22 protein-coding genes are annotated in these 21273 nt (G+C 42.8%); 2 read left to right on the top strand and 20 right to left on the bottom strand.

Annotation, left to right across the window (positions count from 1 at the left end; genetic code table 11):
- Window positions 1-190: 190 nt before the first annotated feature.
- The 20 genes from IEY48_RS05065 to IEY48_RS04970 form a co-directional block, all read right to left on the bottom strand.
- A complete protein-coding gene (locus tag IEY48_RS05065) occupies window positions 191-1621 on the bottom strand; it encodes a sigma-54 dependent transcriptional regulator (RefSeq protein WP_188917927.1) in 1431 nt (476 codons plus the stop codon).
- Between the two features lie 428 nt (window positions 1622-2049).
- A complete protein-coding gene (fliS, locus tag IEY48_RS05060) occupies window positions 2050-2454 on the bottom strand; it encodes a flagellar export chaperone FliS (protein ID WP_188917925.1) in 405 nt (134 codons plus the stop codon).
- Window positions 2455-2460: 6 nt separating this feature from the next.
- On the bottom strand, window positions 2461-2787 hold the full coding sequence (locus IEY48_RS05055; protein WP_188917923.1) for a flagella biosynthesis chaperone for FliD, FliT: 327 nt from the start codon (window positions 2785-2787) through the stop codon (window positions 2461-2463).
- 13 nt (window positions 2788-2800) lie between these two features.
- The gene (fliD, locus tag IEY48_RS05050) at window positions 2801-4165 is read right to left on the bottom strand and encodes a flagellar filament capping protein FliD (protein WP_188917921.1); all 1365 of its coding nucleotides are present in this window, start codon (window positions 4163-4165) and stop codon (window positions 2801-2803) included.
- Between the two features lie 128 nt (window positions 4166-4293).
- A complete protein-coding gene (locus IEY48_RS05045; protein ID WP_188917920.1) occupies window positions 4294-4695 on the bottom strand; it encodes a flagellar protein FlaG in 402 nt (133 codons plus the stop codon).
- A gap of 108 nt (window positions 4696-4803) precedes the next feature.
- Complete coding sequence (locus tag IEY48_RS05040) at window positions 4804-5622, bottom strand: flagellin N-terminal helical domain-containing protein (protein WP_188917918.1); 819 nt, start codon at window positions 5620-5622, stop codon at window positions 4804-4806.
- Between the two features lie 324 nt (window positions 5623-5946).
- Window positions 5947-6768 (bottom strand): flagellin N-terminal helical domain-containing protein, encoded by an 822-nt coding sequence (locus IEY48_RS05035; protein WP_188917916.1) that lies wholly within the window; start codon window positions 6766-6768, stop codon window positions 5947-5949.
- An 80-nt stretch (window positions 6769-6848) separates the two neighbouring features.
- Entirely contained in the window at window positions 6849-8051 is a 1203-nt protein-coding gene (gene flgL, locus IEY48_RS05030; protein WP_188917914.1) for a flagellar hook-associated protein FlgL, read from the bottom strand.
- Between the two features lie 10 nt (window positions 8052-8061).
- A complete protein-coding gene (gene flgK / locus IEY48_RS05025; protein ID WP_188917912.1) occupies window positions 8062-9975 on the bottom strand; it encodes a flagellar hook-associated protein FlgK in 1914 nt (637 codons plus the stop codon).
- Window positions 9975-11111, bottom strand: coding sequence for a flagellar assembly peptidoglycan hydrolase FlgJ (gene flgJ, locus IEY48_RS05020; protein WP_188917910.1), 1137 nt, complete (start codon window positions 11109-11111; stop codon window positions 9975-9977). The genes flgK and flgJ overlap by 1 nt, the downstream gene beginning before the upstream one ends.
- Before the next feature lie 17 nt (window positions 11112-11128).
- Window positions 11129-12226 (bottom strand): flagellar basal body P-ring protein FlgI, encoded by a 1098-nt coding sequence (locus IEY48_RS05015; RefSeq protein ID WP_188917908.1) that lies wholly within the window; start codon window positions 12224-12226, stop codon window positions 11129-11131.
- Window positions 12227-12236: 10 nt separating this feature from the next.
- Window positions 12237-12911, bottom strand: coding sequence for a flagellar basal body L-ring protein FlgH (flgH, locus tag IEY48_RS05010; RefSeq protein ID WP_188917906.1), 675 nt, complete (start codon window positions 12909-12911; stop codon window positions 12237-12239).
- Between the two features lie 9 nt (window positions 12912-12920).
- Entirely contained in the window at window positions 12921-13709 is a 789-nt protein-coding gene (gene flgG / locus IEY48_RS05005) for a flagellar basal-body rod protein FlgG (protein WP_188917904.1), read from the bottom strand.
- A gap of 11 nt (window positions 13710-13720) precedes the next feature.
- Window positions 13721-14464 (bottom strand): flagellar basal-body rod protein FlgF, encoded by a 744-nt coding sequence (gene flgF, locus IEY48_RS05000; protein WP_188917902.1) that lies wholly within the window; start codon window positions 14462-14464, stop codon window positions 13721-13723.
- 251 nt (window positions 14465-14715) lie between these two features.
- Entirely contained in the window at window positions 14716-16086 is a 1371-nt protein-coding gene (gene flgE / locus IEY48_RS04995) for a flagellar hook protein FlgE (protein ID WP_188917900.1), read from the bottom strand.
- A gap of 60 nt (window positions 16087-16146) precedes the next feature.
- Entirely contained in the window at window positions 16147-16929 is a 783-nt protein-coding gene (gene flgD, locus IEY48_RS04990; RefSeq protein WP_188917898.1) for a flagellar hook assembly protein FlgD, read from the bottom strand.
- 23 nt (window positions 16930-16952) lie between these two features.
- Window positions 16953-17369, bottom strand: coding sequence for a flagellar basal body rod protein FlgC (gene flgC, locus IEY48_RS04985; protein WP_188917896.1), 417 nt, complete (start codon window positions 17367-17369; stop codon window positions 16953-16955).
- A 2-nt stretch (window positions 17370-17371) separates the two neighbouring features.
- Window positions 17372-17770, bottom strand: coding sequence for a flagellar basal body rod protein FlgB (flgB, locus tag IEY48_RS04980; protein ID WP_188917894.1), 399 nt, complete (start codon window positions 17768-17770; stop codon window positions 17372-17374).
- 137 nt (window positions 17771-17907) lie between these two features.
- Window positions 17908-18741, bottom strand: coding sequence for a CheR family methyltransferase (locus tag IEY48_RS04975; protein WP_188917892.1), 834 nt, complete (start codon window positions 18739-18741; stop codon window positions 17908-17910).
- Window positions 18742-18797: 56 nt separating this feature from the next.
- Window positions 18798-19718 carry a chemotaxis protein CheV gene (locus IEY48_RS04970; RefSeq protein ID WP_188917890.1) on the bottom strand — a complete coding sequence of 307 codons (921 nt, stop codon included), beginning with the start codon at window positions 19716-19718 and terminating at the stop codon, window positions 18798-18800.
- A gap of 377 nt (window positions 19719-20095) precedes the next feature.
- Between IEY48_RS04970 and flgA the strand changes: the two genes are divergently transcribed.
- Window positions 20096-20803, top strand: a complete 708-nt coding sequence (flgA, locus tag IEY48_RS04965) for a flagellar basal body P-ring formation chaperone FlgA (protein ID WP_188917888.1) — start codon at window positions 20096-20098, stop codon at window positions 20801-20803.
- 73 nt (window positions 20804-20876) lie between these two features.
- On the top strand, window positions 20877-21206 hold the full coding sequence (flgM, locus tag IEY48_RS04960) for a flagellar biosynthesis anti-sigma factor FlgM (RefSeq protein ID WP_188917886.1): 330 nt from the start codon (window positions 20877-20879) through the stop codon (window positions 21204-21206).
- The last annotated feature ends 67 nt before the right edge of the window (window positions 21207-21273 follow it).

Raw genomic sequence — 21273 nt, 5'->3', positions numbered from 1 at the left:
CTAGGGCGGACTTCGTCCTGCTAGGGGCTAAGCAACACCTGGATCCCTCCCGGTAACTTTTATAAAGCCGGGATCTAAGCACTCGAGGATGACGTGCGGGTGGTGCTAGTTCTAAAAGCAAAAAACACATCTGTGGATGTGTTTTTAGGTTAATTGCTAATGACGAATCAAAGCAATAATAGGCTAATGGTTATTCTTTGCTCATGCCGTATTTACGCATTTTTTCAACCAGGGTGGTGCGGCGAATGCCGAGCATTTCTGCGGCGCGGGCAACGACATTGTCTTGTTGTTCTAATGCCTGGCGGATCATGTCGATTTCAAGCTCGGCCAGTAAATCTTTAAGGTTGACCCCTTCTGGTGGTAACTCACTCGGAAAGCGAGTTTCTGGTAGCTCAACCGGTTCATCATCACTGAATATCGACGCCAGTGCATCGCGTTCAAGTTGCTCTTCGCTAATTTCAACGCAGTATTCGGGTACATCAATGTAACGATATTTATGCGGTAAATCGTTTACATCAACGAGTCCACCTGGGTATAAAATCGTTAAACGCTCAACCAGGTTAGATAGCTCACGCACGTTACCCGACCAGTTATGCTCTTTTAATGATTCTATCGCGCGTTGGGTAAAGCGTACCTTGCCGCGACCTTCATTAAAGACGCGGTTAACTAACTCATGTAATAACAAGGGTACATCATCACGACGCTCACTTAAGGCAGGCATTTCGATAGGAAATACATTGAGGCGATAGTATAAATCTTCACGGAAATCATTTTCTGTGATCATGGTTTCTAAATCACGGTGAGTCGCCGCCACAATACGCACATCGGTAGGAATAGTTTTACTGCCGCCAACTCGTTCAAATACACGCTCTTGCAATACACGTAGCAACTTAACTTGCATTTGCAGCGGCATATCGCCAATTTCATCTAAAAACAGTGTACCGCCTTCGGCTAGCTCAAAACGGCCTTTACGGGCAGAAATCGCCCCAGTGAACGAGCCCTTTTCATGGCCAAACAATTCGCTTTCAAGTAGCTCTGGCGGAATAGCACCACAGTTAACCGGAATAAAGGGTCCATCGCGGCGCTCAGACAAATAATGAATATTACGCGCCACCACTTCTTTACCGGTACCCGACTGCCCGAGTACCAGCACGGTGGCATCTGAACCAGACACCTGATTAATTAAATGCCTTACGTTAGCTATGCCTTCACTGCGGCCAACTAAACTGCGGAATAATTTTGTTTGGTTACCACTGGTTAGGGTGTGTTCGCGCTTGGCCTGACCAAACACCTGGCAAAAATGCAGTAACTCAGTTAATTGCGGGTAATTGAATGGCTCTTCTATTTGCCCAAGAATATTCGACAATTGCAGGGCTGATTCGCCCAGTATTAACAGAGGCTGCCACGGTGCGATAGAGGCGATATTTTTAATGCTGTCGGCAGTTATGCCGTCATCAACGATAACCACAGCACGAAACCTCGATTGTTCAATCAAGGTCAATAAAGATTCATTAGAGACGACTTCGCACTGCTCACCTAAGAATTCGAAAATGCAGCACAAACGAGTCACGCGCTCTGATGGGGTACCGACAATTAAAATTCTTTGTTCTATTTGCATCATTCAGACGGCCAAAAGCTCTTGTTATAGGTTTTCATCCGGGAAAGTTACATTGCCAAAAGCAACAAACTAAAGTTCAGTGTAGCCAAAAAACTGACGACACTAACGATATTCTATCATTATTCCTAAAACAGGATCGTAATTCTGTTATATACCATCAAGAAAAACGAACTCAATGATAAATACTCTTAACCCGAGTTATAGTTAAATATTGTATTATCAGCCCGCCAGAAGCAAGCAACAGTTACATTTTATCTACAACAAGCCACATTTTTTATGAAAACGCTGTTTTTTCAGTCAAAAAATTGCCAGTTTAACCAGCGATAACATCATTATAATCTGTTCAAGCAGACTAAAGCCATTAACAAACGCCACAAAGCAAAAAAGACGCAAAGCGTCTTTTTTAGTTTAAATACAGTATGCTGTAACGTTTAGCTTGCCTCAGAGGTTAAGTGATGTTGATCTTGCGGAATCGCATCCCAACCTTCTTTGAGTGTTCTCAACACACTCACAGCATCGTCAATTGCTTGAACATCATTATTCAAATTAGCCTCTGTGGCCTTCATAATGATAAAATCATATAACTGAGTTAGATTGCCTGCAATCTCACCACCAGCGTCCATATTCAAACTGTTATTTAATCCATTTACAATCCCAATCGCTTTGCCAATGAAGACGCCTTTATCTGACATATTTTTATTTTCAATAGCATAACGACTTTGAGCGAGTCTCTCCAGACCACCTGCAAACATCATCTGAATAATTCGATGCGGTGATGCAACTAAAATTTCGCTATCAAGTGACACCTTGCGATACGATTTTAAAGAACTTCTCATAATAACCTACCTATTTGCATCAATATTCTGATATACCTTAACTTGCCTTTGATGAGTGCGTTTTAAATTCAATAAATTTTGTCTATGAGACATAATTTGAGATGCTCTGCTACTAAAGCTTTCTGTTAATTTCAGTTGCTTAGACAAGGATGGAGCAAATGTGTCATCTACAGCATCATTTATCATTGAATCGATACTTATTTGACGCTCTCTAATGCTATCAAGCAATAATAATACCAACTTATCAGAATCATCATCTTCAGCAGCAGTTTGCTCAATTTGATTTAACAAGTCTTCAATTTTGGCATTGGTAACTTCAAGGTTAGTATCCAAAAGACAGCTCCTTTTATGAACTTATGACACCAGGTAATGATGCTAAACTACTGGTCAAACTACTCCCTTGAGAGTTTAATTCAGAGACAATAAGATCCATTGCATTAAATTGTTTAAGTAAACGAGCCTCTAATTGTTCCATCTTTAAAGTAAAAGCTTCCCTCTGATCGGTAATTCTACTTGTTTCAGAAGTATAAGTGTTATTTCGACTATCAATAGCACCGCCAGTTTTGGTGTAGCTTTCAACTAAATCATCAAATTGGTACGCCAGCCCTGTATCGCTGGTAGAAAAAACGCCCTCAACCAGTGACATATTATTGGTTACGGCATCACTCAATTTATCGTCATCAATCGACAACTTTCCATCACGATCAGTTGAAATGCCTAACTCGTACAATGCAGACTCTACGCCATCAACATTAACACGTTCACTCACCATTTTTCTGAGTTGGGATTCCAATGAGCGAATCATAGAATCACCTTGTAATGCAGCTGCAGTATCTTCTTCAACATCAAAAGAAGACAAATTATCCATTGTTGTAATCAAAGAGTTATATGCACTCACAAAGCTCTCGATATTCGTTTTTACCGACTCAGTGTCTTGAGCAATAGTGAGTGTTGAGGTTTCCCCCACATCAGCATCCGTTAGCGTAAGCTCAACCCCGGTAATCGCATCATCAATAGTATTACCTTGTGAAGTTAGCTTTTGGCCATCAACATATATAATTGAATTTTGGGCTTCTTGTAAGGACTCTAGATTAGTTCCAGAGAACATATCTGATAAACCAGTACCAGTTGTATCTGTAGCTGTCACAGACATTTCATTATCAGTGCCGGTTTCAGTCGAGGTGAACACTAACCGGCTACCCGCATCACTTTTAATAACCGTAGCTGTGACACCTGAATTATCTGAAGCATTATTTATTTTTGATGCTATAGCAGCAAGGTCATCGGTATCAGTAATCGCGACAGAAAAGCTTTCACCATTAACAGAGAAATCTAAGCTTCCTTCACCTACACCTGCAGTGGCATCACTAACTGTTGCTCCTGCAAGCTTTTGTGACTGAGCTAATTGCTCTACAATAATTGAGTAACTACCAGGTTGAGAATATTGATCTGCTGTAGCAGTAAAAAAATCACTGTCGCCAGTGGATACAGTACGAATATTTAAAAACTCGCCGCTTTGGAGCTTTTCAGCAGCATCTTGGAATGTTGACAAAGCACTCTTAAGTGTACCAATAGCTGACACTTTGGAACTAATCGTTGTTTCTTTTTCTGTAAATAGTGCTTCTTTTGGTGTTTTTTCAGCGTCAACAAGCACACCGACGATACTTGAAACATCAAGACCTGAACCAATCCCCGTTGCTGTTAACGCCATAAAAACCTCTCATTAAGCTTATTCTTTACTGAAAAACCAACCTAACCAACCTAACCAACCTAACCAACTAGCATAATTAACCAAAGCATAAATTAAGCCAACTTTACTTTTAGTGTCATTAAAGGAGATTACACTTCAATTTTCATCAACACACCTGATACTTCACTAATTTTTTGTGCTAACTGTAATGCTTCTTCACTTGGGATTTGCCTGATGATGTCACCTGATTCTATATCTTGTACCTTAATAACTCGTTGACCAGAGTCATCATCCACAGAAAACTTTAACCCTTTCTGCATCATTGCGACCATATCAGTTAAATCTGTAGCAACTTGCTGTAATTGCTCCTCATCAGGTTCTGTTTCAGTCACTCTAGTTGTAACTTCTGATTGATTGACAAGTTTATCCGATGATGACTCATCAACTTTATTTTGTTCTAAAATCGACTGGTTAAAAGCTGATGGTACAGCAGAATCGACTCTACTAATATCAGAGCTACTGGCAAATTGTGCGGTATTATTGATTTCCATCATGCACCTCAGTATAACCTAAAAAATGTAGCTTCCTCGAAGCATTTTAACAACAAAGGGAGACCCTACTTGGATCTCCCTAAAGCTATGGAACGAAAAGTAGGCTGACTAAAGAAGCGATAGAGCGATCTGAGGCAGCTGGTTAGCTTGAGATAACATAGCTGAACCGGTTTGCTGTAGCACCTGATTCTTAGTCATAGTTGCAGTTTCTGATGCAAAGTCTACATCCACAATACGACTTTTAGCATCGGCAACGTTTGCTTGAGTGTTTGAACTATTGCTAATGTTGTAAGATAAACGGTTTTGAATTGCACCAAGATCAGCTCGTTGAGTATCAATTGTTTTAATCGCTGCATCAATTTTACCCAATGCAGAATTACGACCTGCTGATGTAGTGACAACTATTGCGTTAACAGATAGTGTTGTAGCGTCTGTTTTCTTTACTGTAATGCTAATATCCTCAGCCTCTTGGTGCCCAACCTGGAAGTTTTTACCTGCAGAGAAATCACCAGTCATAAGCTTGGTTGTACCAAATGCTGTAGTTGTACCAATTGCTGTAATTTCAGTTGCTAACTGAGTAATTTCAGCTTGAATCGCAGTTAAATCATCTGCACTATTGGCACCGTTTTCAGATTGGACGGTTAGATCACGCATACGTTGTAACATGTTGGTTTGTTCTTGCATTGCCCCTTCTGAAATTTGGGCAATTGAAATTGCATCGTTGGCGTTACGCATGCCAACCTCTAAACCATTAACTTGAGAGTTTAGACGGTTTGAAATCGCAAGACCGGCAGCATCATCCTTAGCGCTGTTAATACGTAAACCAGAAGATAAACGTTCCATCGAAGTAGCTAGCGCACTGCTTGATGAATTTAGACTTGCTTGTGCTTTTAGTGATGTCACATTAGTATTTACTGTAATAGCCATGATTGCTTCCTCATATTGATTCTGACTTGAGATACGCCTGTTTGCTTTATGTCAAGTCAGACAGGTCTTGCTCGGTACAATATATTTAACGGCACCAATGTTTTTATCTTTAGCTTTTTTTTACTTTTTTATAAACCTATAAAAAAAGCTAGTAAAAACAGTAAGTAAATTAGACTATATTTGCTAATTGCATTTCCGGAATAATACCAGCATGACAAAACCAATCGAATCAGGCTTAATTTGATTACAAATGTGACGAGCCCAGTTACTAAGCCTTTAAACTTAATAACTGGGGAAAGGAAGACAGAGGGATTATCTATTCAATTACCCTAGTAGTGACAAAGCAATTTGAGGTAATTGGTTTGCTTGTGCGAGCATCGACGAACCCGTTTGCTGTAACACTTGATTTTTGGTCATTGTCGCTGTTTCTTTTGCAAAATCAACATCCACAATACGACTCTTAGCATCAGCAACGTTGGACTGGGTATTAGCACTATTACTGATGTTATATGCTAGACGATTTTGGACCGCACCCAAAGCTGCGCGTTGAGTGTCAATATTTTTAATAGCAGAATCAATTTTACCCAATGCCGAATTTCGCCCCGCAGAAGTTGTTACAGCTAGTCCGTCGACAGACAAACTTACAGCATTGTTTGTGTTAACTGCAACGGTAACATCTTCCCCTTCTTGATGACCAACTTGGAATAATTTACCTGCAGAAAATGAACCCGTCATCAATTTTGTGTTACCAAAAGCAGTACTATTACCAATTGCTGTAATTTCAGTTGTTAATTGAGTAATTTCAGCTTGAATTGCAGCTAAATCATCAGCACTGTTTGCACCGTTTTCAGACTGAATGGCTAAATCACGCATACGTTGCAACATATTGGTTTGTTCTTGCATCGCACCTTCAGCAATTTGCGCAATTGAAATAGCATCATTGGCGTTACGCATACCCACTTCTAATCCACCAACTTGAGAATTTAGTCGGTTAGAAATAGCCAAACCTGCTGCATCATCTTTTGCACTGTTAATGCGTAAACCACTCGATAAACGCTCCATAGACGTTGATAACGCTTGGCTTGAACTATTTAAGTTCTTTTGAGCTTTCATTGATGTTACGTTGGTATTTACTGTAATAGCCATAAGTCATTCCTCATTCCTAGTTTTGTTGCCAAGACTGTGGAGCTTGGCTAAATTTTACAATTTAACGTGATTGCTTATTGTTAGATGTAATCAAACAATGAAAGCGAACCTACTGTACTAAACACACTCGATACCGCATTAAGTGCGAGTTGTTGCTTTTCAAATTCAGTAATGGCTTCGGCCAAGTCGAGATCTTCGAGCATAGAAAGTGCACTACTATTAATAATTTTCTCTTCTGAATGATTTGACGAAATACTCTCTAAACCTTTCAAATTATTACCTGCGATACTTCTAGCGGTACTGACTTGATTTTGACCACTATCAATATCATTCAATAGTTGTGCCAATTGTGATTTACTTTGAGCTGTTGTTGTCGCATCAGAGCTTTCTAAGAAAGCTATCGCTTGATTAAAAGCATCAAAAATACTTACATTCTCTTTAGGCTCAATCGTAAAAGAGTCTCCTGCTTCAGGTGTTCCCGTTAATTTCACTTCAATGCCATTGAAAGATACTGAGCTTGTTGCGTCAAAATTAGTCACAGTTGTCGCAACAGTCCCTGCTGAGTCGACAACTTGCAGATCAACTCCAGCACCATTAGCAATAAAGTTAAATGTATATGTATCAGCAACGTGGGATGTTTCATCGGTGATTTTTGCACTAGATAAATTGAACTCCCCCTGTTGTGAAGACAAATAATTGACACCGTAATCACCAAGTGGGTTTGCAGCATTCATGAATGCAGTATCACCCGGAATATTTGTCGTCATTGCAATACCAGATGCCACAACACTTTTTCTGATACCAGAATCACCGCTATAAACAATTTCACCACTAGCATCAAAAGCGAATGGTTGATCATTTGTTTTAGTGCCCGCAAACATATAATTGCCAGATTCATCTTGGCTATTTGCAATAGAAAGCAGCTCTTCTAAGCTTTGTTTCATTTCATCGGCAATCATTTGCCGCTCATTTGAACTAAGACTGCCGTTGGCACCGCGTAATAACTGTTCTCGCATTGAGGCGATTAATGTCTCTGTGCTGCCAATTTTACTTTCACTGATTGCTAAGTGATTTGTTGCATAATCGATATTTTTCTCATATTGCTCGACCAAAGTGTTCTTTTGTTTAAGGTTATCAATCGCAATGGCTGCTACTGGGTCGTCACCTGCGGTTTCGACTCTTTTGCCGCTCGAAATTTGCCCCATAATGCTATTGGTGGCCGATTGCTTTTCTAAAATGCTGTTGGTGCTTTGCTGAAACATTTGTCCGGTAGAAATTCTCATGATTTATCTCCTAGCGAACCGAGCTAAATAGGGTGTCAAAAATCGTTTGCGCGGTAGACATAATGCGCGCGGCGGCCTGGTATGACTGTTGAAAGCGCAATAAATTGGCGGCTTCTTCGTCGAGGTTTACCCCTGACTCGCTTTGCACCCGGTCGTACGCTTGCTGATAAATCGCTTCTGCCGAGCTTAAACTCACTTCTGCGGCTTTGGTTTGGCTACCGATGTCTAATTTGGTGTTTTCAAACACGCTGGTTAAAGTGCCTGTACCGTTGTTCATTAATTTAACGTCTGACAACTTAGCCATTGCGACTGCATTGCTGTTGCTGCCTTCGGCAAACGTTAAGTCAAACGTAAAGCTGTCTGCGGTTGCCGTAGTGCTTGAGGTAATATCAAAGTCCATACCAAAGGCATTAATGTTGTCATTGGTAATTGTGCCTGTGCCTAATGAAGTGCCTGAACTATCAAATGCCTCATAAGTGTTGGCAGCAGTATTTAGCTCAAAGGTGATTGACGAACCAACGCCTTGGAATCCTGTCGCGCTTGAGTCCATGCTGTTTAAGCTAACTGAAGTGTTACCTGAATTCGCTGAATCTGCGGTTAATGTTGGCCCAGCGGCAGCAATGCCTTTAGGATCAGTCATGATGACACCAATACCCGCGGCAGCGCCGGCGGTTGGACGGATTTCAAATCTATCGCCAACATCCATTGCGCCACTGGCAATATTAATGGTGAAGCCTTCGTCACTCACAAGCTGACTGCCGGTTTGGGTTAATGTTGTCACACTGCCCGTTTGGGTGTCTGTTAATTCAAAATCGCCTGCGGTGGTGTAACTTAACTCGTAACTGCTACCAGACAATGCGCCGACATCATCGATATTGACCGACATCACCGCGGTACCTGTATTGCTTGAGTACTCCCCGACGCGGCCTGCTGCCATTAACGGATTATTAATATCGCGAAAAATATCGCTACCAACCTCACCGTTTAAATCAAAACCGCTTGATTGCATTTGGTTAAAGGTGTCGGCGACACCTAAGGCCAATTGGCCTAATTCATTGCTGGCTGGGATTAAGGTGTCGTCGCGATAAGCAAATAAAGCACCTAACTGTCCGCCTAATTTACTGGGGTCGACATCTAATGTTTTGTTAGTAATAGAGGCAGTAATTTTAGGCTCGTTAGGGTATGGGTCGCCGGCGCTCACGCCCATGTTCATTGCGACTTCGCCCGACACCAACATCACAGAGCCGCCTAACATGATTGATTTAGCGCCCGTATCTAGCGGGATAACGTTAACTTGCGCGTATTCGCTTAGCTCTAATATCAGTGCGTCTTGTTTGTCTAAAATTTGGTTGTTGTCGCCCTGATCTTTCATCAATTCTAAATTGATGCTGGCCAGCTCTTTACTGATTTCGTTGACACGGGTGGTCACTGACTCTATTTGGCTATTGGTTTGCTTTACCTGGTTATCAAGTTGCGACTGCATTTGGTTAATGCCGATGGCCATTTGTTCGGCCGCACCTAAACTGCTACTGCGAATACCTAAATCAGTGGGTAAGTCAGCTACGCTGTTAATGCTGGCAAAAAAGTCATTGATGCCATTAGGCACCATGTTTCCCACTTGTGCATACAGCTGGTCGAGTTCGCTTAATTTTGAATATGAGGTTTCAGCCGCGCCCATACTGGTTTGGCCGATACGTAACTCGCGCGCAGCAAACTCGTTATAAACGCGCTTTACGTCTGACACATAAGTCCCTGTACCGTAAAAGCTGTCACCAAGGCGTTGTGATTGTAACGTGGCTTGCGTTGCCGTTTGACGGTTATAACCTTCGGTATTGGCATTGGCGATGTTATTACTGGTTACCCCAAGTTGAGACTGGGATGCCGCGACACCGGTACGTGCGATACTAAGTAGATCAATCGCCATTATTTAGTCTCCAGAGGTAATACAGATTTAAGGCCTTCTTTTACCGACTTCATCACGTTAATTACCTTATTGGCATATTGTGGGTCGGTGGCATAGCCTGCCTTTTGCAGTGCACGAATAAATTGAGTCGGCTCGCTGGCCACTTTACGTGCATCTTCATAGCGTTCGCCTTGGCCAATAAATGACACAAAGTCGCTAAAGCTTTGTTCAAGGTTGTCGTACATTCTGAAATCTGCTTTTTGTTGCACCGGAATGCCTTTTTCAAATTCCAGGGTGTTCACCGAGGTTTTTTCACCTTGCCAACGTTTGTCGGCTTTGATGTTAAATAAGTTGTGGCTCATGGTGCCGTCGTTACGACGAATCACTTTTTGACCCCAACCGGTTTCGAGGGCCGATTGAGCAATGAGTACTTCTGCTGAGGTGCCTAATGTTTTGGCGGCTTTTTCAGCATGTGGGTATAAGGTTGAAATAAAGTGTTGTGGGCTAGTAAATTCGCTTACCGCAACCCCTTTCGCTTTTAATTTATTGGTTTCTTGCGGCAAATCATTGCCAGCGTTTATCGCCGCACTGGCCGGTATTGCTGCCTGTGCATTGGTAAACGATTGGCTCGCTAACTGCTCACCGCGCAGTACACTGGCAAGCTGTTGTGGCATTGCCGCTTCTAATTTTGCATCGTCAATAGCATGGTGCGATGTTGCCACGTGTTGATTTGACGCAATGCTGGCTAATGTGTCTTGGTCGAGCTCGCTTGGCTGCGACACAAACATACTTGGATTGACTTTGTTGTCGCTGTCACCGCGCAATACTGACGCTGGCGTAACAGGACTGCTGTTTGGGTCAAGTTGTTGTACCATTAGCTCTGCGAGGCCCAACATGCCTTTATTTGACAGGTCAACCGACATTTGCTGGTCACGCATTTGCTCAAAAAACTCTGTGGTTTGGCTGTTCATCGGATTGTCTGACTTAAACGCGGCATTGGCATCTCGCATGCTTTTCATCAGCATTTGAATAAAAATACCTTCAAATTGCTTTGCCGCCTCTTTAAGTGCCCCCTTCTCGTCTTTCTGGGCCTGGACACGAAGTGAATCTAGTCCTCCTAGATCCAGAAAGTTCGATGAATTTGACAACTTTTCCATAGTCATACCGACAATTTTTAGATGATGATAAGTTCACCATGCAAAGCGCCTGCCATTTTTAATGCTTCGAGTATGGCAAGTACATCAGATGGTGCGGCGCCCACTAGGTTGACGGCTCTTACAAGCTCATCAAGGCTGGTGCCTGGATTAAACATAAACATACGACGATCTTTTTCTGACACATCGATAGTGCTGTTAGTCGTTACCACAGTATCGCCACCCGCTAATGCGTTAGGTTGTGACACTTGGGTGGCCTCAGCGATGGTGACGGTTAAGCCGCCATGAGTAACGGCTGCAGGCAATAATTTAACGTGCTGGCCAACCACTATGGTGCCGGTACGTGAGTTAACAATGACTTTGGCGGACTCATCTGCTGGCTCGACTTCGATGTTTTCAAGGGTTGATAAAAATGACACCCGTTGTGATACATCACGTGGAGCACTGACTTGAATTGAAGTGGCATCAATGGCGCGGGCCATATCAGGGCCTAACAGGTCATTAATGGCATCGGCCATACGCTTGGCGGTTGAAAAGTCTGAACGACGTAAATTAAATGTGAGGTGATCGCCACTTGAAAATGGACTAGCGACACTGCGCTCAACAATGGCGCCACTAGGGATTCGGCCTACCGTTGGGGTATTTTGAATCACTTGCGAGCCATCTAGGCCTTCGGCGCTAAAACCACTTACCACAAGGCTGCCTTGAGCAATAGCGTAAACGTTGCCATCAACCCCTTTTAAGAAAGTTTGAATGAGCGTTCCGCCACGTAAGCTTTTGGCTTCGCCTAAACTCGACACGGTAACGTCAAGGTTTTGACCCGGCTTAATAAACGCAGGCATGTCTGCATGCACAGCGACAACGGCGACGTTTTTTGAGTTAGGTCTGACTGAGTCTGATAAATTAATGCCAAAGTTTTTTAGCATGGTTCTGAATGTTTGTTCGGTATAACGGGTTTTTTCACCGGTGCCGGGTAAACCCACCACCAAACCGTAGCCAATTAATTGGTTGTTTCTTACGCCTTGTATATTGGCGATATCTTTAATACGCTCGGCGTGAACGGGCGCGCTAAGGATTAACAATGAGGTAATAAGTGACAGCAACAATCTGATTTTCATGTCTTACTCCTTAAAAAGGCCACCAGTCGCTCATGAAAAACGAATTCAACCAACCCACTTTTTGTGAGTCTGCAAATGAACCTGTGCCGCTGTATTGAATACGGGCATTGGCTACTCGGGTTGAATCGATGGTGTTATCTGGGTTGATGTCCTGACTGCGAACAATCCCGGTAACACGAATAAACTCATCACCGTTATTGATTGAAATCCACTTTTCACCACGAATGACTAAATTACCGTTACTGAGCACCTGCATGACGTTGGCAGAAATACTGCCGTCTAGACTGTTAGATTGGTCGGCATCGGCTTCGCGGGTGGTGTTGATGCTATCGGAATAGCCTAAATCAAGTGGGATGCCATTAATGGTGACGTTTTTACCGCCGGCATAGACCGGTTCTACATTGAGGTCACTGCCTTTAGAGATTTCATTATTAGCGCTTTTTGTCGCTTGAGTAGACTCTTTTAACGTGACCGTAATGATGTCGCCAACACGATGAGCACGAATGTCTGAGTACAAGCTTGATGCTTGAGTATCAAGAAAAATAGATCCCGAAGCGGCAACTTGCGTCGGCGGCGTATCTGGGTATACCGGCGCATAGTATGGGTCGTCGGCAATCGGCTTTGTTTGTGTTGAGCTACAGCCCGCCACCAACACCATTGACGCTAACGTAATATATTTAATCATGATATCTCCTTAGAGGTTCTGATTAACGTAAGACAGCATTTGGTCAACCGCTGAAATCACTTTTGAGTTCATCTCGTAAATACGTTGACCTTGGATCAAGTTCACTAGCTCTTCTGTCACGTTCACGTTAGAGGTTTCAAGTGCCCCTTGACGAATAGCGCCTAAACCATCTTGCGAAGCCGTGCCTTGAATAGGCGTACCACTGGCACCGGTTTCGGTGTAAAGGTTTTGCCCTAATGGGTCTAGCCCTGACGGATTAATAAAGTCGGTCATGGTTAACTGGCCAACAACCTGGCTTTCTGCAGTGCCAGGGATTTGCACTGACACTTCACCTTCGGCTGACACGGTAATACTGGTGGCATCATCTGGCACTGTAATGGCTGGCTGCACCACATAACCTGAACCAGGGGTCACAATTTGGCCGGTATCGTCCAAGCTAAATTGGCCATTACGGGTGTAAGCTGCGGTGCCATCTGGCATTTGCACTTCAAAAAAGCCTGAGCCTTCAATCATTAAATCTAATGAATTGTCGGTGGTTAACATGCTGCCCTGGGTAAACATTTTTTGGGTGGCAACCACTTTAGTACCTGCACCAATGTTTAGGCCATTAGGTAATTTGGTGTTGTCTGCACTGACACCACCCGCTTGGTTGACGGTTTGATACAGTAAATCTTCAAACACCGCGCGACTTTTCTTGAAGCCAACTGTACTGGCGTTGGCCACGTTGTTAGAAATAACCGAGATGTTGGTTTGTTGGGCATCGACACCGGTTTTACTTATCCATAACGCTGGAATCATAACTATTACTCCTAACTAATTCTCATCAAGGAAGTCGACGCGCGATCAATCTCTTCGGCGTTCTTCATCATTTTGACTTGCATTTCGTATTGACGCTGAATATCAATCATGGCGACCATTTCATGTACCGAGTTGACGTTACTGCCTTCAACGGCGCCGCTTTCAACTTCAACATTGGGATCGTTTGGGGCATTGCCGCCGGCCATAAGACGAAATAACCCGTCTTCACCACGCATCATTTGATTGTTACCTGGGTTAACCAGTTTGATGCGGGCAACTTCTTCAATCACTTCAGCTGTCGCACCTTGTGGCCTAACAGAGATAATACCGTTGGCGGCAATTTCGACTTTTTCAATTGGCAACGGTAATACGATTGGCCCAGCATCTCCCATCACGGGGCGATTACTGCTGTTAAGCAACAAACCTGTACTGTCAAATTTTAAGCTACCGGCACGGGTGTAGGCTTCAGAGCCATCTGCCGCTTGAACGGCTAACCAACCATCGCCTTTAACAGCAACATCTAAGTTACGGCCAGTTGTGACAATGGGGCCACTTTCAAAATTAGTGCCTGGGCTTTCAATCATTGAGAAAACACGACTCGGCAGACCTTCACCAAACGCTTGCATAGCGCGAGCTTGCGTCATGTCAGCTTTAAAACCGTCAGTATTGGCGTTGGCAAGGTTGTTAGCACTGACCGCTAAGGCATTCATGCCTTGCTTAGCGCCAGTCATGGCAACATAAAGAAATTTGTCCATTTGCTGCTCCGTCAAACTTTCTACAAAAATAATATATGCAGAGATAAAGCAAACATCGTGCCAATGAACATTGTTAACGGAAGGTTACATTCAACATACTGAATGTAATAGATTAAAAATAGTAACGGGGAATGATTAACAGTCAAAAAAACAGCAGTGGGACGGTAAAATAAGTGGGGAAAACTTAAAATGGCAAGGTGTTGCCGACAACGGCAACACCTTGTGTGTTAATCATACATAGTGAGTAAAGATTAACGGATCTGTAATACTGTTTGGTTTAGAGTATTGTTCACTTCAAGGGTACGAGAGTTAGCCTGGAAGTTACGCTGAGCCGAGATCAAATCAACCAATTCGGTGGTTAAATCTACGTTAGATTGCTCAAGTGCAGATGACTGAATGCCACCAAAAGTACCGCTATTTGCTTCACCGGCTAACGCTTCACCTGAATCTAAACTGGCTTGCCAAGAGGTGTTACCCACCTGAGTTAGTCCTTGCTCATTAGCAAAACGCACTAACGCAACACGCGCTAACGGTACGGTTGAACCATTACTGTAACTGGCGGTGATTAGACCGTCAGAACCAATACCCACATTGGTTAAACGGCCAACGGTGATACCATCTTGGCTTAATGCGGTGACTTCAAATGGTGAAGAATATTGTGTTGGGCTATCAAATCTCACTTCAATGGTTTGCGTACCATCGGCGCCTGGGTCTAACACACCCGCCCCCGTAGAACCAAGAGTCACTGTGGTAATCGGATCAGGATCGCTTCCTGTATAAGCACCAACATCATTAAATGTAAGCACTGAACCACTCCAGGTATCACCAGCGGAAGTTGTAGCGCTAGCTGTACCTGTTCCATCAGCAGCACCGTCTCCATCGGTATCGGTGCTATATGTTCCAGCGGAATCAACGCTAACAGGCTCACCATCTACCGCATAAAATGCCACCCAATTACTCTCACCGGTAAGTGACGCGTTAGTCGGCTTAACAAAATAGGTGGTCATAATATGTGACTCACCTAATGAGTCATAAATGGTCACCGAGGTTGAGTTGTTGTAGGTATCTGAGTTATCAGGGTCAAAGGAAGCTGGATCTAACGCCTCTTCACCCACATTAAGGTTCATTTGCATTTCAACAACCCCAGTTTTAACCGGACTACCTGCTGTATCTGGAATCTGGATTGGCTGGGTGGTGGTTAAACTCACTGAAGTTGAGTTACCGTCGTCATCTACAGGGAAGCCCTGTAAAAAGTTGCCTTCAGCATCAACCATGTAGTTGTCTGAATCGACTTTAAATGCACCGGCGCGCGTGTAAGATAAATCTTGAGTACCCACACCTGATGAGGTAACAAAAAAACCACCGCCGCTGATGGCCATATCCAATGAGTTACTGGTAAATTGCAAACTACCTTGGTGAAATTGCTGTGCAACTTGAGTGGTTGTTACCCCTCCGCCGACAGCGGTTTTGCTGTTAGAAAAAATCGAGTTGGCATACACGTCGGCAAACTCCGCACGTGACTCTTTAAAGCCGACAGTGTTGACGTTAGCAATGTTGTTTGCTGTTGTATTTAAGTCTTTTTGCGCGGCAGAGATACCACTCAGAGCAATGTTAAATGACATAATTCACCTCAAATGTTTAATTCAAAATCTACAGGCTGGTTCAGCATTCAGTAAATATTGTTAAGTTTCAGATACGGCAAGTACGTCAGTTAACTTAATACCGCCGACACCGCGCAAATTCAAAATAGCCCCTGTAGCTGTAGTGCCTAATGACACACTGCTAACATGAGCATAAGTAGATACCGCTAATTCTTGTGCTTCCCCGTCCACTTTTCCGCTGGCTTTAATTGAATACAAGCCTTCTTCAACGGGGGCACCATTTTTGTCTAAACCGTCCCACGACACATCGACGTTACCGCCGTCACTGCCGTCGACACTAAAGGTTTTAATCACCTGACCCGATTGGTCTTCAACGCTAACTGTAATGGTGTCCATCGCCGATGGGGTACTGATAACGCCGTTAATACTTGGGCTTTCAGCTGAAATGGCCCCGGTGTCAGATGGAACAAGTACTTTGCGACCCACTAAGCCCGATGCTTGTAACGCCTGGCTTGAACTCATTACCGTATTAAGGTTTAAAATCTCATCGTTAAGATTAGAGATACCATCTACGGTTGAAAACGATGCCATTTGGGCAATCATTTGATCGTTATCGACAGGTTCAAACGGGTCTTGCATGGATAACTGTTGACTGAGCAATGCGAAAAAATCTTCCTGATTTAGCATTTGATCATTAGCTTCAGGCGTCGCGCTTTCTTCAGGTAACCGAATTGAATCCAGGAACGAGTTACCTGTTGTTGTGGTCGTAGTGCTTTGCACCGAACTTTTTGTCACCGCACTGGTATTAGTGGCACTACTGGATGCTTGCGGTAAAGACTGACTGTAAGAATTAATTAGGCTCATAGCTGCCTCCTAGAAAAATCAAACTATTTACCCATATTCAATGTTTGTTGCAGCATGGATTTTGTCGCATCTGCTACTTGCACATTCATCTGGTAAGAGCGCGAAGCAGAAATCATGTCTGCCATTTCTTCCATCACATTAACGTTTGGCTTATAAATAAACCCGTCACCATCAGCCAGTGGATGGCTTGGCGAATATTCTTTTACTAGCGGTTTGTCGCTTTCAACAATCCCTTTTACTGACACCCCTGGCGATTGATTTTGTTGGCTGCTGGCTTTGGCCATTTCAGCTTCAAATACAGGATGTCGTGCACGATAGGTTTTATCGACGCTACTCGAAACAGAGTCAGCATTGGCGATGTTACTGGCGGTAGTGTTAAGCCTGACAGATTGCGCTGACATGCCTGAACCAGAAACATTAAAAATATTGTATAAACTCATAATTAATCACCTCGCAATGCTTTACGCATGCCACTAAATTTACTTTCAAGAAAACCCAGTGACATTTGATATTCGAGTGCATTTTGCATAAATGCAGTCTGTTCTTTTTGCGTATCAACTGTGTTGCCATCGCCCGTGTCAGCTTGATTAGGCACGCGATATTGCACGTGCTGCTGCGTTAATGACGTTAAATCAAAGTGTTTTTCTGTGGTTTGGCTCATACTTAAGCCTTTTTGCTGCGACGTGGCAGCTTGCATAGCTGATGCAAAGTCGACGTCTCGCGCTTTATAGTGAGGAGTATTGGCATTGGCGATATTACTTGAAATCACTTCTGCTCTTTGCGCACGCACGCCCAAAGAATATTGGTGAACACCTAATGCATTATCGAAATTAATCGCCATAAAATTGCCTCCGTCAGCTAACTGATTAGAATTAAAGCAAAGGTTATGCCAACAATCAAAATATTAGAGCAAACGATATTAAAAACGAACATGCCGACGAACGCCGGCATGGTATAAATTATAAAGTATTAATTTAGCTAAACTTTTTTCTGATAATAAATCCCAGGATTACAACGGACCATGTTAAATTCTTCGGTTAAACCGGCAATAGATTCTGACGCACCTAAAAATAAAATCCCTTTAGGGTTAAGCGCGGCAGCAAATTGCCGCAAAATTTTTGCTTTTGCCTCTGGGGCAAAGTAAATCAATACATTGCGGCAAAAAATAATGTCGTATTTACCTAATAAGCTATAACTTTCAAGGAGATTGTGCGCTCTAAAATTAACTAAACGCTTCACATTATCTTTTACTTTCATGTTGCCTGACGGTAAAGCATCAAAAAACTGACGCTTGCGCTCATCAGACAAACCACGCGCTAACGCTAAGCTGTCGTATTCCGCATTTTTACAGCGTTCGAGCATCGATGGTGATAAATCGGTAGCTTGAATCGATGCCCCGCCACCTAATGCGCCAGGCTTACGTTGTTGATACTCTAAAACCGTCATGGCCAACGAATAAGGCTCTTGCCCTGATGAACAGGCAGCAGACCAAATCTTTAATGGTCGGCCGAGCTTGCTGTATTCAGGTAATAGTGTGTTGTGTAATAACTCAAAAGGATAACGGTCGCGAAACCATAAAGTCTCATTGGTGGTCATCGCATCAATAACTTCGGCACGTAATTGACGCTCAGTCGGCTTCATCGACTTTTTAACCACCTCTGATAAAGACGGTAAGTTATGCTTACCCATCAAAGGAGCCAAACGACTACGTACTAAATATTGTTTATTCTCGCCTAACACAATACCGCTATGCTGTTCTAAAAACAGCCTAAATTGATTGTACTCTGCTTCAGCAAGTGATTTATCTGTCACATTATCATCCTAAAATAAGTAAGCTTTTATACGCTTAACAACTCAAACTATTGTCATTATAAACTCAAATGTTTATTTACCGCTGCCGCTAATTCATCTGGATTGAATTTAGCGATAAAATCGTTGGCGCCTACTTTTTGAACCATTGCCTGGTTAAATACACCACTGAGTGATGTGTGCAGTACCACTTTGATATTTTTTAATTTAGGATCGTCACGGATTTCAGCGGTTAAGGTATAACCGTCCATTTCTGGCATTTCGATATCAGAAATAATTAACGGGATCTCGTGCGACACGTCATCCATTTCGCTAGCAATACTCTTAAGCTTATCTAACGCTTCTTTACCATCTTTGGCGGTATCAATTTGTAAGTTCAATGATTCTAACGATCGAATAATCTGTTTACGCGCAACAGCTGAGTCGTCGATAACCATAATATGATAATGCTGCTCTCTGTCGATAGTCAGTGTTTCATTGACTTCTTTACTGATGGCCGTTTTTACAGGAGAAATCTCATCAAGAATTTTCTCAACATCTAAAATCTCAACTAACTCGCCTTCAATTTCAGTCACTGCGGTTAAGTATGAATAACGACCCGCGCCCTGAGGTGGCGGCATAATCGCCGACCAATTCATGTTGATAATTCGCTCTACAGAACTCACCAAAAAGCCTTGTACGCTTCGGTTATATTCAGAAATAATGATAAAGCAATTTTCGGTAGAGGTTAACGGACGACCGCCTGTTGCTGCACTTAAATCAATCACAGAAATAGTCGCACCACGAATGTGAGCAACCCCTTTAACAAATGGGTTTAGCCTAGGTAAGGTTGTTAATGGCGGGCACTGCAACACTTCTTTTACTTTAAACACGTTAATGCCAAAGCGTTGACGGCCATTAAGTCTAAATAGCAGTAACTCTAATCTGTTTTGCCCAACAAGCTGGGTACGTTTATTTACTGATTCTAAAATGCTCGACATATCGCGGCCTTGTAGTTAACTGTCACCCTAAGGATAAAATTTGTTATTAAAATTATAGTAAACCCTAGCTTATTATCGCGGTTCATTATAATTGATACTTCGTTAGTAACACATTTTACTGGCAACTAACACGTGTTAATCATTGTATGCACAGCCAGGACGTCAATACCAATCCGCTAACTCAATCAAAATAGGCATACAACTTGCTTTAAATTACTTAACAAGACATTGCGGTACTTTATTGACGGAGGGTAACACTGATGAATAGCCCTTATACCGTCCCGTTTTTTGTCATTTCAATACGCCAATATGATTTGCGTATTTATGGTTTTTCAAAGTATAGGTGTATTCTGGCAAAACTAGCTAGTATCTTCATTATGAAAGTATTTTTTTTGTGTTTTTTGTGCTCGCTCTCGCTTTCTTTGCCGGCATTTGCCCGCGAAGAAGCTGTTGCTCCCTCATTATCGACCATTTATCAGTTAGCTAAAGAGACCGTTGAGAAAAAAATGGATGTAGACTCAAATGCTAAGGTCGACATTACCCCTCAAAATCTCGAAGGTCGCCTCACTCCGCCACGCTGCTATCCGCCTATTTCAGTCGAATTAGCCAGCGACAGGGAGATAAGTCGAAATAACACCGTCAAAATAGGCTGTGAAACACCCGATTACGATTATCCGTGGCAAATGTATTTATCTGTACGAGTCAATATTCAATACCCTGTGGTGGTGGCGACAGAGCTATTGTCACCGGATGAGATTATTGATTATCAACATTTAAGTATTGAGTATGTTGATCAATACAGTTTAAAGGGTCAGTTTTTTTCTGATGTAAAAGAGCTTATTGGTTCGCGGGTTAAGCGCAGAGTCGCTAAGGATTCGCCGCTTATTGGCAATAACCTGTGCTTTGTGTGTAAAGGCGACATGATTTCAATTTATGCAAAAACCGAAAGCATACAAATAAAAACCTTAGGTGAGGCGTTACGTGACGGTAATGTTGGTGAATCAATCCGTGTAAAAAACAGTCAAAGTAACAAACAATTAGAAGCGATAGTAATTGCCGTTGGCGAAGTTGAAGTAAGAATGTAAAATAGATTAAAGTTTTTTCCTAGAGCGCCGATAGCCTGTAAGGAAAACCTGATTCATTACGCTGGAGCCTCACATGGCAATTGATATTAAGCACAATACTGCGACCAATACACAGATGCGCACCGCACGTGACACGCAGTCTACTTCGCAAACAGATACCGCTGCATCGCAAAAGTCTGCAGCACCGGTTAAAGGCGATTCTGTTAGCATCACTTCGCAAGCTCAACAGTTGCAAGGTGCTCAAACTAAAATGGCAGCATTGCCAGAAGTAGATCAAAAAAAGGTTGATGAGATTAAACAAGCTATTTCAGAAGGTCGCTACAAAGTTGACCCAGAAAAGCTGGCAGCAAACATTGCCAGTTTTGAAGCTGAATTAAGCGGCTTATCATTCGATAAAGAGTAGCAGTCACTCGTTACTCTTTATGGTATTTTCAACGAATTCTTAGGTGCATAATTGCATCATAGGAAAG

The sequence above is a fragment of the Shewanella saliphila genome (genome assembly GCF_014648295.1).
Lineage (GTDB): Bacteria > Pseudomonadota > Gammaproteobacteria > Enterobacterales > Shewanellaceae > Shewanella > Shewanella saliphila.
Note: the sequence above shows the minus strand (reverse complement) of the source record. Positions and strands in the feature narration are given on the sequence as shown.

Coding starts and splice junctions, on each gene's coding strand:
- IEY48_RS05065 (WP_188917927.1), bottom strand. CDS start 1,621: ATGATGCAAATAGAACAAAGAATTTTAATTGTCGGTACCCCATCAGAG.
- fliS (WP_188917925.1), bottom strand. CDS start 2,454: ATGAGAAGTTCTTTAAAATCGTATCGCAAGGTGTCACTTGATAGCGAA.
- fliD (WP_188917921.1), bottom strand. CDS start 4,165: ATGGCGTTAACAGCAACGGGGATTGGTTCAGGTCTTGATGTTTCAAGT.
- IEY48_RS05045 (WP_188917920.1), bottom strand. CDS start 4,695: ATGGAAATCAATAATACCGCACAATTTGCCAGTAGCTCTGATATTAGT.
- IEY48_RS05040 (WP_188917918.1), bottom strand. CDS start 5,622: ATGGCTATTACAGTAAATACTAATGTGACATCACTAAAAGCACAAGCA.
- IEY48_RS05035 (WP_188917916.1), bottom strand. CDS start 6,768: ATGGCTATTACAGTAAATACCAACGTAACATCAATGAAAGCTCAAAAG.
- flgL (WP_188917914.1), bottom strand. CDS start 8,051: ATGAGAATTTCTACCGGACAAATGTTTCAGCAAAGCACCAACAGCATT.
- flgK (WP_188917912.1), bottom strand. CDS start 9,975: ATGGCGATTGATCTACTTAGTATCGCACGTACCGGTGTCGCGGCATCC.
- flgJ (WP_188917910.1), bottom strand. CDS start 11,111: ATGGAAAAGTTGTCAAATTCATCGAACTTTCTGGATCTAGGAGGACTA.
- IEY48_RS05015 (WP_188917908.1), bottom strand. CDS start 12,226: ATGAAAATCAGATTGTTGCTGTCACTTATTACCTCATTGTTAATCCTT.
- flgH (WP_188917906.1), bottom strand. CDS start 12,911: ATGATTAAATATATTACGTTAGCGTCAATGGTGTTGGTGGCGGGCTGT.
- flgG (WP_188917904.1), bottom strand. CDS start 13,709: ATGATTCCAGCGTTATGGATAAGTAAAACCGGTGTCGATGCCCAACAA.
- flgF (WP_188917902.1), bottom strand. CDS start 14,464: ATGGACAAATTTCTTTATGTTGCCATGACTGGCGCTAAGCAAGGCATG.
- flgE (WP_188917900.1), bottom strand. CDS start 16,086: ATGTCATTTAACATTGCTCTGAGTGGTATCTCTGCCGCGCAAAAAGAC.
- flgD (WP_188917898.1), bottom strand. CDS start 16,929: ATGAGCCTAATTAATTCTTACAGTCAGTCTTTACCGCAAGCATCCAGT.
- flgC (WP_188917896.1), bottom strand. CDS start 17,369: ATGAGTTTATACAATATTTTTAATGTTTCTGGTTCAGGCATGTCAGCG.
- flgB (WP_188917894.1), bottom strand. CDS start 17,770: ATGGCGATTAATTTCGATAATGCATTAGGTGTTCACCAATATTCTTTG.
- IEY48_RS04970 (WP_188917890.1), bottom strand. CDS start 19,718: ATGTCGAGCATTTTAGAATCAGTAAATAAACGTACCCAGCTTGTTGGG.
- flgA (WP_188917888.1), top strand. CDS start 20,096: ATGAAAGTATTTTTTTTGTGTTTTTTGTGCTCGCTCTCGCTTTCTTTG.
- flgM (WP_188917886.1), top strand. CDS start 20,877: ATGGCAATTGATATTAAGCACAATACTGCGACCAATACACAGATGCGC.